The organism is Streptomyces sp. 2114.4 (assembly GCF_900187385.1).
GTDB classification, from domain to species: domain Bacteria; phylum Actinomycetota; class Actinomycetes; order Streptomycetales; family Streptomycetaceae; genus Streptomyces; species Streptomyces mooreae.
The window spans coordinates 7,834,448-7,845,601 of sequence record NZ_FYEY01000001.1; the positions used below are offsets into that span (position 1 = coordinate 7,834,448).

General features: G+C 70.8%; 9 protein-coding genes. 5 read left to right on the top strand and 4 right to left on the bottom strand.

Annotation, left to right across the window (positions count from 1 at the left end):
- Nucleotides 1-320: 320 nt before the first annotated feature.
- Nucleotides 321-1,238, bottom strand: a complete 918-nt coding sequence (locus CFW40_RS36835; protein ID WP_119098163.1) for a hypothetical protein — start codon at nt 1,236-1,238, stop codon at nt 321-323.
- A 729-nt stretch (nt 1,239-1,967) separates the two neighbouring features.
- Between CFW40_RS36835 and CFW40_RS34580 the strand changes: the two genes are divergently transcribed.
- The 5 genes from CFW40_RS34580 (at nt 1,968) to CFW40_RS34600 (ending at nt 6,835) form a co-directional block, all read left to right on the top strand.
- Nucleotides 1,968-2,660 (top strand): hypothetical protein, encoded by a 693-nt coding sequence (locus CFW40_RS34580; RefSeq protein WP_256331111.1) that lies wholly within the window; start codon nt 1,968-1,970, stop codon nt 2,658-2,660.
- A gap of 119 nt (nt 2,661-2,779) precedes the next feature.
- The gene (locus CFW40_RS34585) at nt 2,780-3,532 is read left to right on the top strand and encodes an IPT/TIG domain-containing protein (protein WP_088801685.1); all 753 of its coding nucleotides are present in this window, start codon (nt 2,780-2,782) and stop codon (nt 3,530-3,532) included.
- A 172-nt stretch (nt 3,533-3,704) separates the two neighbouring features.
- Nucleotides 3,705-5,273 (top strand): IPT/TIG domain-containing protein, encoded by a 1,569-nt coding sequence (locus CFW40_RS34590; protein ID WP_371127242.1) that lies wholly within the window; start codon nt 3,705-3,707, stop codon nt 5,271-5,273.
- Between the two features lie 162 nt (nt 5,274-5,435).
- The gene (locus CFW40_RS34595; protein WP_088801688.1) at nt 5,436-6,071 is read left to right on the top strand and encodes a GNAT family N-acetyltransferase; all 636 of its coding nucleotides are present in this window, start codon (nt 5,436-5,438) and stop codon (nt 6,069-6,071) included.
- A gap of 197 nt (nt 6,072-6,268) precedes the next feature.
- Entirely contained in the window at nt 6,269-6,835 is a 567-nt protein-coding gene (locus tag CFW40_RS34600; protein WP_088801689.1) for a GNAT family N-acetyltransferase, read from the top strand.
- A 113-nt stretch (nt 6,836-6,948) separates the two neighbouring features.
- On the opposite strand, the gene CFW40_RS34605 is transcribed toward CFW40_RS34600, so the two are convergent.
- The 3 genes from CFW40_RS34605 to CFW40_RS34615 form a co-directional block, all read right to left on the bottom strand.
- Nucleotides 6,949-8,409 (bottom strand): cysteine desulfurase, encoded by a 1,461-nt coding sequence (locus tag CFW40_RS34605; protein ID WP_088801690.1) that lies wholly within the window; start codon nt 8,407-8,409, stop codon nt 6,949-6,951.
- Nucleotides 8,410-8,545: 136 nt separating this feature from the next.
- Nucleotides 8,546-9,928, bottom strand: a complete 1,383-nt coding sequence (locus tag CFW40_RS34610; RefSeq protein ID WP_088801692.1) for a family 2B encapsulin nanocompartment shell protein — start codon at nt 9,926-9,928, stop codon at nt 8,546-8,548.
- A gap of 536 nt (nt 9,929-10,464) precedes the next feature.
- Nucleotides 10,465-10,845, bottom strand: a complete 381-nt coding sequence (locus CFW40_RS34615; protein ID WP_088801693.1) for a peptidase inhibitor family I36 protein — start codon at nt 10,843-10,845, stop codon at nt 10,465-10,467.
- Nucleotides 10,846-11,154: the final 309 nt, after the last annotated feature.

Consider the following 11,154-nt stretch of genomic DNA (forward strand, 5'->3'; position numbering starts at 1 on the left):
TGCGGGCGGACCCGTTCGCCGGGGGAGCCGGAGACAAGGGGGGATCGCCTCGCCGCCCCCAGACGCAGCGAGGCGGGATGAGCTCGTGCCCGGGTGCACGGTAAAGCAGCGGGCCGGACCGCGCCCCCGTCGGTACCACCGTCCCGACGGGGGACTCGGACGGTCTGGGGAGGAATGGCTACCCACCCGCCTCGCCGGCGGAGGAGACCGTCGCCCGCGCCCCCTCTGGAGGGGCCCTGAGCGGGACCTCGTCCGAGGTGCCCGCTGCGGGCATCAGGTCGTCCCCGCCGCCGAGAGCTCCGCGCAGCGCGTGGCTCGTCTCAGCCGATGGTGGCGCCGGTGCTGGTGGCGCCGGTGGTGCCGCCCACGCCGCCGCCGATGGTGGCGCCGGTCGTCGTGGCGCCGGTCGTGCCGCCCACGCCGCCGCCGATGGTGGCGCCGGTGCTGGTGGCGCCGGTGGTGCCGCCCACGCCGCCGCCGATGGTGGCGCCGGTCGTCGTGGCGCCGGTCGTGCCGCCCACGCCGCCGCCGATGGTCGCACCGGTGGTGGTGGCGCCGGTGGTACCGCCCAGGCCGCCGCCGATGGTGGCGCCGGTCGTCGTGGCGCCGGTCGTGCCGCCCACGCCGCCGATGGTGGCGCCGGTCGAGGTGGCACCGGTCGTGCCGCCGCCGAGCCTGCACCCCACCGGAGTCAGGACGAGCTTGCCCTGGACGATAGTGACCTTGCAGAGCACGCCTCCGCCGCCGCCGATGGTGGCGCCGGTGGTGGTGGCGCCGGTGGTGCCGCCCACAAGGCCGCCGATGGTGGCGCCGGTGGTGGTGGCGCCGGTGGTGCCGCCCACAAGGCCGCCGATGGTGGCGCCCGTCGTCGTGGCGCCGGTCGTGCCGCCCACAACGCCGCCGATGGTGGCGCCGGTCGTCGTGGCGCCGGTCGTGCCACCCACGCCGCCGCCGATGGTGGCGCCCGTGGTGGTGGCTCCTGTGGTGCCGCCCACGCCGCCGCCGATGGTGGCGCCGGTGCTGGTGGCTCCTGTGGTGCCGCCCACGCCGCCGCCGATGGTGGCGCCGGTGGTGGTGGCTCCTGTGGTTTGTTCGGTGCTGGTCGGGGCCCAGGCCTTCGCTGTCTGCGGCGCTTCACTGCTCATCGCGGTGATCGCACCCACCGTTCCGGTGAGTGTCAGGGCCAGGAAAGACGCACCGATCACGTGGGGAATGCGCTTCCGGATGTTCGTCGCCATGATGCCTCCTCTTGAGTGGACAGGCCGTCGATAGCCAGCCTGGGAGGTCGGCCATGACCGTGGTGTTGAACCGGCGTGGCCCTCGCGTGACGCGCTCGGTACCGGGCGGGACTCCGCCGCTTCGTACCGGCCGGCGACCCGTCCCTGGTGGGCCGGCAGGCCAAGCGATCCGGTACGCGCCGGGCCAGGCCGGCGCAGCGCTGGTCGCAGAAGGTGCAGAGGTGATCGCCTTCCGTGACATGGGGCCGCCGGGGGAGAAGAGGCCGAGCCGGACCCGGGTGAACCGGGCCCGAGTCGGCCGGACCGGACCGGGCCGAACCCGAACCGGACCCGGATGAGCGACTGCCCCCGGCCGTGCCGTCGCGCCGCCGTTCCGGTGTCCAAAGCCCCGCTGAGGGGCCGCGGGGTCACACGTGAGGTGCCGCCTCCGGCGTTGTGCGGCACAGCCGATACGCGCTCTGCCGTCCGGGTGACGGGACGTCAAGAGCGTTGCAGGCGTGCTCACTCGGGTGGATTACTGGGAGCCATTCAATCCGGTGGGCCGCCTACCCTCTCGGGCGAGTGGCAGCCGGCCTACCTCGACTACGCACCCACGTGAGGGCAGGCGGCGGTGCAGCACCGGCACCGTGACGGATGCCCTCCCGCGCAGAGGCGTGAAGACACCAGGTGGGTGCCGTTCGTCGGCACCGGCTGGTGCGGCGGCTCACATCACCTCTTCCTGGGGATGTCATGCGAACTGTCCGTACATTGCGCTCCATCCTCGGTGTCTGCGCCCTGACCGTGGCGCTGACCGCGGGTCTCGTCGCGGTCCCGAACGAGGCACACGCCCAGACGCCGGTGCTGTGCAGTGAAACCTCGCTGGTCAACGCGATCACGGCGGCCAACGCGGCCGACGGGGGCACCCTGGCGCTGGTCCCGTTCTGCACCTACCAGCTCACCAGCGCGCACGGCACCGGACCCGCCGGCCCGGTGGGGCTGCCGCCCATCACCACGTCGATCACCCTGCTGGGAGTGGGCGTCACCATCGTCCGTGACCCGAGCGCACCGGCCTTCCGGGTCCTCCAGGTCCAGGGAGCCGCCAACGTGCCCGGCACCAAAGGCCAGTTGAGCCTCGTGGGTGTCACCGTGCGCGGAGGCAGTGCCATGTCCCCTTGGCCGGGGGGCGGTATCTCGAACCTGGGGGGCACGGTCTCCCTGCTCACCAGTGCCGTCACCGGCAACACCGCCGTCGCCGGGGGCGGAATCTACAACGACAACGGTGCCGTGTCGCTGACCGCCAGCTCCGTCACCGGAAACACCGCCACCTCCACCGGCGGCGGCATCTATGTCAACTCCGGGGGCGTGACCCTGCTGGGCACCGGCGTCAGCGGCAACACCCCGGACAACTGTGCTCCGTCAGGCAGCGTCATCGGCTGCACCTGACGGCCGGCCGGCATACCGGCCACCCCACCAAGCGGCCCACCCCGACACCGGCGGCACAGGCAGCCGCCCGGTTTCGGCTGCTCACCCCCACTCACACACTCCACCGAAGGAGCATCGCCATGCCCATCTCTCCCAATCAGGGTTCGACCGGAGGCGGGACCATCGTCACCATCACCGGTACCAACCTCGGCGGCGCCACCGCCGTGCACTTCGGCTCCAAGACAGCCACCATCACCGCCAACACCGCGACCTCGGTCACCGTCATCAGCCCGTCGGGCAGCGGTACGGTTCCCGTGACCGTGACCACCCCCGGCGGCACCAGCAACCCGCTGTCGTTCTTCTACGTCGGCGCGCCGTTCAAGTCCAGCATCTCCCCGGTATCCGGCATCACCGGCGGCGGGAATACCGTCACCATCAACGGCACCGGCCTGACCACCGCCACCGCGGTGCACTTCGGTGCCGCCACGGCGACCCCGACCGTGGTCAACGACGGCCAGCTGACCGTCACCGTACCGGCGGGCGCGGCGGCCGGGCCGGTGAGCGTCAGCGTCACCACCGCGGGCGGTACCAACAACGGCCTCTCCTACACCTACGTCGACGCCCCGACCATCGCCACCCTGAACCCCAACTCCGGCCCGGCCAGCGGCGGAACCGTGGTGACCATCACCGGCACCAACCTCAGCAGCACCCAGTCGGTCGTCTTCGGCGCCACGCCCGCACCGTTCACCGTCCTCAGCGACACCGCTGTTTCCGTCGTCACCCCGCCCACGCCCGACGGATCCCCCGGCCCCGCCAACGTCACCGTGACCACCACGGGTGGCAGCGCCACCCTCGCCGACGGCTTCACCTACCTGGCCGGCCCCGGTATCTGACCGGCGCCCCCAGCCGCTGGCGGCCTGGCCCCCCGGCCGAGCCTCCGCACCACCCGTCCGGACAGGGTGCGTCCTGCCCTGTCCGGCTCTCCCTCAGCTCACCTGACGAGCCTCGGCCCGGCGCTTCTCCCGAGCGGCCGGCCGGGGCTCACGCTCTCGAAGGACCATGGCCGTGAATCGCTCAGCAGAACCGCCAACCGCTTCCGCCGCGCAGATGCCGGCCGCAGCCACACCCGCAGCCCTTTCCGTCTCTCCTGCCTCGGGTGCCTCCGCGGGCGGCACCACCGTGACCATCACCGGCACCGGTTTCACCGGTGCCACCGCCGTGCGCTTCGGTGCCACACCGACGCCGTCGTTCACCGTCCTCTCCGACACCCAGATCACCGCCACCACCCCGCTCGGCACCGGCACGGTGCAGGTCACCGTCACCACCCCCAGCGGCACCAGCAACCAGTTCGTCACCTTCTCCTACGTCGCCACCCCCGCGCCGGTTTTGACGTCGGTGGTTCCTGCTTCGGGTCCGTCGTCGGGTGGGACGGCGGTGACGTTGACGGGTTCGGGTTTCACGGGTGCGTCGGCGGTGCGGTTCGGTGGGGTGTCGGCGTCGTTCGTGGTGAATTCCGCTACGCAGATCACGGCGACGGCGCCTGCGGGGTCGGGGACGGTGCAGGTCACCGTGGTCGGGCCGGGTGGTACGAGCAACGGCGTGCCGTTCACCTACACCACGGCCTCCGTACCGGTCCTGACGTCCGTGACCCCGTCCTCGGGCCCCGCCGCAGGGGGCACCACGGTCACTCTCACCGGCACGGGCCTGGCCACCACCAGCGCCGTACGGTTCGGTGCCACGGCGGCAACCTCCTTCACCGTCGTCTCCGACACCCACGTGACCGCCGTCGCCCCTGCCGGGACCGGCACGGTGCAGGTCACCGTCACCACCCCCGGCGGCACCAGCAACGGCGTCTCCTACACCTACTCCGTGACGCCCGCCCTGAGCGGCGTCAGCCCCAACCAGGGGCCCACGTCCGGCGGGAACGCCGTCACCCTCACCGGCACCAACCTCACCGGAACGACCGCGGTCACCTTCGGCACCACCCCCGCGACCTCCTTCACGGTCCTGTCCCCGACCCAGATCTCCGCCGTGGTCCCCGCGTCGACCGCGGGCCCGGTCGATATCACCGTGACCACCCCGGGCGGCAGCAGCACCCTCCCGAGTGCCTACTTCTACGTCAGCACCCCGGTCCTCACCGGTGTCGCCCCGCCCTCGGGACCGCTCTCGGGTGGGAACTCCGTCACGCTCACCGGTGTCCACCTCGTCGAAGCCACCGCGGTGCGCTTCGGGGCGACCGCGGCAACGGGATTCACGGTGGTCTCGGACACCCAGATCACCGCCGTGGTTCCGGCCGGCGCCGCCGGTCCGGTCGACGTCACCGTGACCACCGCCGGGGGAACGAGCAATGGGGTCTCCTACACCTACCTGGCGGCACCGGTCGTCACGACCGTGGTCCCGAACCAGGGGCCCACCGCCGGGGGCACCACCCTCACCCTCACCGGCACCGGCTTCGCCCAGGCAACCCAGGTGCGCCTCGGCACCGACCCCGCTGGGTTCACCATCGTCTCCGATCACCACATCGTCGTCGACGCCCTGCCCGGAGCCGCCGGTTCGGTCGCCGTCACCGTCACCAGCCCCGGAGGCACCAGCGCACCGCAGACCTATACGCGGGTCGCCTCACCCGGGATCTGAGGCGCCGGGCCGGCTTCCGGCACCGAAGCGGCGGGCCGGCTCGGGCGTCGCGGGGCGCGGGGGCCATCCCGGGGGAGAGGACAGCGAAAAGAGGAATGCCGCGCCCCATCCCCTCAAGTAAGGTGCCCTAGTCGAGATCATCACTTACTTCGGGAGGGCTTGATGGTTCCGGAAATGGTCGGGCTCTGGGCGTCCGGCTGGTCCGTGTCACGGCGCACGCCCCGGCCGGTCGAGCATCCGTGGGGCGTCTACATCGAGGTGGGCCGGCCCGATCAGGTGGGGCGCCATGTACTGCCCCACGCCGATGAGCCCTCGGTACGCCGGGCCGCCGCCGCTGTGACCGTGCCGCACACCTGGCTCAAGGTGCCCATGGAGCCGGCGGACGCCGGGCACTGGCTGCCGCAGGGCTGGGTGGTGGACAAGGACGAGGCAGGACATCTGATGGCCATGGATCTGCAGGTCACCGACCCGGTGGTGCCCAAGGGCTACACCGTGGCCGTGGAGACCCACGACGGAGTCGTCCGCGTCCGGGTACGGGATGCCGCGGGCGACACGGCCGCCGGCGGGCAGATGGCCCTCCTCGGGCGGGCCACGGTCGTCGACCGCGTCACGACCGAGGAGGGACACCGCCGCCGCGGCCTGGGCAACTTCGTGATGCGCACCCTCGCCGACCACGCCGTGGCCGAGGGCGCGGAACTCGGCATTCTGGGCGCGACCGACGACGGACGCGCGCTCTACGAAACGCTGGGCTGGAAGGTGCACGCCCCACTGGCGGCATGCATCTACCGGCCCCAGTAGGGGGTCAAGACACACTCCCGCGGCCTTCGCGCGCCTACGGACCGCCACGCGCCAAGGCGACAGGGATGCAGAGGAAGGCGGCGCACGCCGCTGTGGGACGATTCCCGACGCAGCGCACGGGCGACGACGGCACACAGCGATTCGCCCGGAAACGCGAGCACACAACAGCCTGACGCGGAAGTGAGACGGGGAAGCGGATGTTCGCGATATCGCTGGGTGACGACGGAGCGGAGCTGCGGCCACTGGAGCCGTGGCATGCCGGGGAGTACCTCGCCCATATGGACCGGGGCCGCGAATACATCGGCCGCTCCATCGGACTGCCGGACCGCGCCACCGACCTCGCGTCCGCCACGGCGCTCCTGCAGCTCTATGCGGACAAGGCTGCTGCCGACAGTGGCCGGCTCTACGGCATCTGGCTGGACCGTGTGCTCGTCGGAGGCGTCCTCTTCAGGACGTTCGACACCGAGTCCGGCAACTGCGAGGTCGGCTGCTGGCTGGAGGAGGCGGCCGTCGGGCGCGGGCTGATCACGCGCGCGATCCGGGTGCTCATCGACTGGGCGGTCGGGGAGCGCGGGATGCACCGTGTGGAGTGGATCGCTTCCTCCTCCAACACCGCGAGCATCAAGGTCGCCAAGCGGCTCGGCATGGTGCGGGAGGGAGTGCTCCGGGAGAGCAACCCGTACCGCGGCGTACGGCACGACATGGAGATCTGGTCGGTCCTGGCCCGGGACTGGCGCACAGAGCGGGCGGCCGGCGGCCGGTGACCTCGGTCGGCCGGAGTGCCGGTGCCGGAGTGCCGGGACCGGGGTCGCCGACCGGCATTGACGTACGGGTTGCCGACCGGAGTCACGGTCGGCAACCCGTACGGACAGCGGGGTCAGGTGGTCTGCTGCAACCGGTGCAGCGATGCCACCAGCTTGTCCACCTCCTCGGATGTGTTGTAGAGCGCGAGTGAGGCGCGTGCCGCGCTCTCCAGGCCGTAGTGGGCCAGGGCCGGTTGGGCGCAGTGGTGGCCGGCGCGGATGGCGATGCCGTCGCGGTCCAGCCACTCGGCGATCGTGGACGGGTCGTGGCCGGCGAGGGTGAAGGTCAGGACCGCGATTCTGTCGGGCGCGGAGCCCAGCAGCTCGAGGCCGGGAACCGTGGCCAGGGCCTGCTGTGCGTACGCCATCAGCGAGTTCTCGTAGGCGGCGATGGCGTCCCGGTCGAAGGAGGTCAGCCAGTTCAGCGCGGACAGCAGACCGACCACGCCGGAGATGTGCCCGGTTCCGGCCTCCAGGAGGTGCGGGACGGGGGCGTAGGTGGTGCGGTGGAAGCTGACCGATTCGATCATGTTGCCGCCGCCCTGCCACGGCGCCATGTTCCGCAGGATCTCCGGCTTCGCGTACAGGGCGCCGATGCCTGTCGGGGCGAACAGCTTGTGGCCGGAGAACACGTAGAAGTCGGCGTCCAGGTCCTGCACATCGACAGGGAAGTGGGCCACCGCCTGCGCCCCGTCCACCAGTACCTTGGCGCCGTAGCGGTGGGCGAGTGCGGTCATCTCGCGCACCGGTGGGACGGTGCCGAGCACATTCGACGCCTGACTGACCGCGACGAGCCGGGTGCGCATGGAGAGCAGGTCGGCGTACGCGTGGAAATCGATCTGGCCGTCCGGCCGCAGGGGCACGGGCACCACCCGGGCACGGGTCTCCTTGGCGACCAACTGCCAGGGAACGATATTCGAGTGGTGCTCCAGTACGGGCACCAGAATGTCGTCCCCGGGTCCGAGGTTGGCCCGTCCCCAGCTCTGGGCGACGAGGTTGATCGCCTCGGTGGTGCCGCGGACGAAGACGATGTCGTCCGGTGACGGTGCGCCCAGGAACCGGGCGACCGCCGCCCGGCCCGCTTCGTAGGCCTCGGTGGCTTCCCGGGCCATGGTGTGCGCACCACGGTGGATGTTGGAGTTGGCGGATCCGTAGAAGCCGGTCAGTGTCTCGATCACCTGGCGTGGCTTCTGTGTGGTGGCCCCGTTGTCCAGCCAGACCAGGGGGTGCCCGTTCACGGTCCGGTGCAGGACCGGGAAGTCCCGGCGCGCCATCTCGGGTGAGAAGGCGGCGTGTTGGCCGGGGAGGCCGGTGGGTTGTACGGGCTGGGTGGCGGCGGCTTGCAAGGGCTGGGTAGTGGTGGGGTGTACGGGGTGGTCGGTGACCTGGGTGTGGGCGGCCGGCTCAGCGCTGAGTGGAGCAGCGGCGACCGGATCGGTAGTGGTCTGAGCAGCGGTGACCGGATCGGCGGTGGCCTGCGCAGCGGTGACCGGGTCCGCGGGCGCGGTCGTGGCCGCGGTCGGGGCCGTGCTCATGGCCGACGCTCCTGCCAGCGCCGTGACCAGTGCCGTAGTCAGTGCCGTGGCCGGATCGGCCGGATCGGCGGATGTGCGGTCGCCGGCCGGCGGGTTCGCGGGGGGAGCCGTGTGCGGCCAACGGCTCCCGGTAACGTCAGGAATAGTCATGGTAGTTGGAGACCTCGACGTTCTGGAGCACGGCGAGTGCGTCCTCGACCAGCACCGCGGTGTTGAAGTACGCCGTCATCAGGTATGACGTGACGCCCTTCTGGTCGACGCCCATGTTCCGCATCGACAGGCCGGGCTCCACCTCGTCCTCGACCTTCGCGGGACGCAGGCCCACCACGCCCTGCTCCGCCTCGCCGGTGCGCATCAGCAGGATCTCGGTGGTGCCGATGCCGGCATTGCCGGAGAACCGCACCTTGTCGGAGGGGAGCAGCGGGACCCCGCGCCAGCTCAGCAGCGGACTGCCGAAGCGGTTGTCGATGACCGGGGGCACACCCCGGCGCGTACATTCCCTGCCGAATGCGGCGATGGCCCTGGGGTGGGCGAGGAAGTAGCCGGGCTGCTTCCAGACCCTGGTCAGCAGTTCGTCCAGGTCGTCGGGGGTCGGGGAGCCGGTGCGCGCCTGCACCCGCTGTCCGGGGGCCACATTGTTGAAGAGGCCGAATTCCGGGTGGTTGAGCAGCGAGGCCTCCTGCCGCTCACGCAGGGCGTGCACGGTGAGGTTGGCCTGGGCGCGCGTCTGGTCGATGGGCCCGTTGTAGAGGTCGGAGACCCGGGTGTGGACGCGCAGCACGGTCTGGGCGAGGGTCATGTGGTACTCGCGGGGTGTGTCTTCGTAGTCGACGAATGTCATGGGGAGTTCCGGTTCGCCGACATGTCCGGCGCTGAGATCGACCGGTACCTCGGCGCCGGGCAGGACGCCGTCCGCCGAGAGGTAGGCATCCATCGCTCCCCTTACTGCCGTGTCGCGTTCGCACAGCCCGGAGAGCGCGCTGCGTTCGACGCACAGGGCCACGCCGGGGGTGAGCGCTCGGACGCGGTACGGCAGGGGTTCGGAGCGGGTCCAGGCGTCGAGATCGAAGAACTGGCCGTCACCGATCACTTCGAGTACGGCGTCCTCGCCGTAGCGGCCGCTGACCCGCTTCTCGGCACGCCCCTGGGCGATCACCCACAGCTTGTCGTGCGCGTCACCGTCCTGGCCCAGCATTTCTCCGGCCTCGAAGGTGACTTCCGTGAAGGAGTCCGCCAGTTCGGAGAGCAGTGCGTCGTCGGCGTCCCGCAGATACGGAAGTTCCCGGAGGTCGCCCGGGATGATGCGGGGCGAGCCACCGTCGTTGTGGGTGCTGATGCGGTCGTCGCCGAGAACGTAGGTGCGGCGGCGGTTGACACGGAAGACACCCGATTCGACATCCACCCACGGCAGGGCGCGGAGCAGATAACGCGGGGTGATACCGCGCATCTGCGGGCTGGTCTTGGTGGTGGTCGCCAGTTGCCGTGCCGCATCCGGGGTGAGACTCGTCTGGTCGTTCATCACAGGACCTCCTCGACGACGGGCGTGTCAGGTGGCCGGCACCCGGCCGAGCGACACGCGGGAAATCTGATCGTGTGGTCGAGGCCCGTCACCCGCAACCAACCGTTTGCCGGCGTTAGGCCGGAAATATGCGTTGTACGAACTTCGCAATTCCGGATATATGTGCGGCTGCCGGGGTGTGAGGTGCCGCTATGGTGCGCACCCATTCCGGGATCTTCGGAGTCGGGGCCTCCCGATCGCTTTTTCCTGCTACTCGCCGTGCCGGATATGCGACGTGAATTGCTCTCATAACAGTCCTTGGTGAATCTTCAAGGAAGGCTTATGCGGGGGGAGTTGACCCCATTCGACGCCGAACCAAACCATTCTGGGGCTCTTTCTTTCCGCGGCTTCTTGCCTCAGGGTTCGGACCCGGATCCGGGTATGCGCCGAGCCCGGGTATGCGCCGAGCCCGTGCCCCCCCAACAGATGACAGGAGCCGCCTTCCCCGGGGGTGGTGACCCACGGGAAAGGCGGCTCCTGTGCCGTGCCGGTTCCTCCTACTGGGGCTTGAAGGAACGGATCTGGTAGTTGCCCTGCAGATTGCCGCCCGCGCCGGAGGGCGTGGACCCGACGCGCGCGTGGTAGTTGGTCTGCGTGTAGTACTGCACGCGGTGCCGGGTGTTGTTCCATACGGAGCGGACGTTCTGTCCCCGCTGGATGAAAGAGCAGTCGTCGGCGGTGTTCGCCTTGCTGGACTGCGACCACTGGCAACGGGTTCCCCCGCCGTTCCAGTCGCTGTAGATGCAGAAGTACCCGGAGGTGCAGGGGAAGGCCGCCGGGCGGGCGGAGGCCGTGGGAGTCGCGGTCGCGGTGGGTACGGTCCCCAGGGCGGCGGTCAGGGCGGCCGCGGCGACGACGAACGAGCGAAGACGGCGCATGGGAAGAACTCCTTTTCCTCGATGGTGGCCGGCGAGGGGCAGGGCCGCTGCGGGCCGGCCGGGACGTCGCATACGAGCAGGAAAGCCAGGCCACGCCGGGCCGCAGGGGCGACGGGCGGCCGGCCGCGAAGCATCACCAGTATGGTTCGCAGTCGCGATGCCCAATCAGGGCATTTCTGGCCTCCCCAGGGCCTGTCGGGGCGCGACGGCGCAGGCACCGGGCGTACGCCGCACGCACCTCCACGCACGCGAGGAGCGCACTCGCACTCGGTTCACGGTCGGCAAGTCCCGCCCGGTAGCTGCCGGACG

Excerpts from the sequence above, each read along its gene's own strand:
- CFW40_RS34605 (WP_088801690.1), bottom strand. The coding sequence starts at position 8,409 with ATGAGCACGGCCCCGACCGCGGCCACGACCGCGCCCGCGGACCCGGTC.
- CFW40_RS34600 (WP_088801689.1), top strand. The coding sequence starts at position 6,269 with ATGTTCGCGATATCGCTGGGTGACGACGGAGCGGAGCTGCGGCCACTG.
- CFW40_RS36835 (WP_119098163.1), bottom strand. The coding sequence starts at position 1,238 with ATGGCGACGAACATCCGGAAGCGCATTCCCCACGTGATCGGTGCGTCT.
- CFW40_RS34615 (WP_088801693.1), bottom strand. The coding sequence starts at position 10,845 with ATGCGCCGTCTTCGCTCGTTCGTCGTCGCCGCGGCCGCCCTGACCGCC.
- CFW40_RS34585 (WP_088801685.1), top strand. The coding sequence starts at position 2,780 with ATGCCCATCTCTCCCAATCAGGGTTCGACCGGAGGCGGGACCATCGTC.
- CFW40_RS34580 (WP_256331111.1), top strand. The coding sequence starts at position 1,968 with ATGCGAACTGTCCGTACATTGCGCTCCATCCTCGGTGTCTGCGCCCTG.
- CFW40_RS34595 (WP_088801688.1), top strand. The coding sequence starts at position 5,436 with ATGGTTCCGGAAATGGTCGGGCTCTGGGCGTCCGGCTGGTCCGTGTCA.
- CFW40_RS34610 (WP_088801692.1), bottom strand. The coding sequence starts at position 9,928 with ATGAACGACCAGACGAGTCTCACCCCGGATGCGGCACGGCAACTGGCG.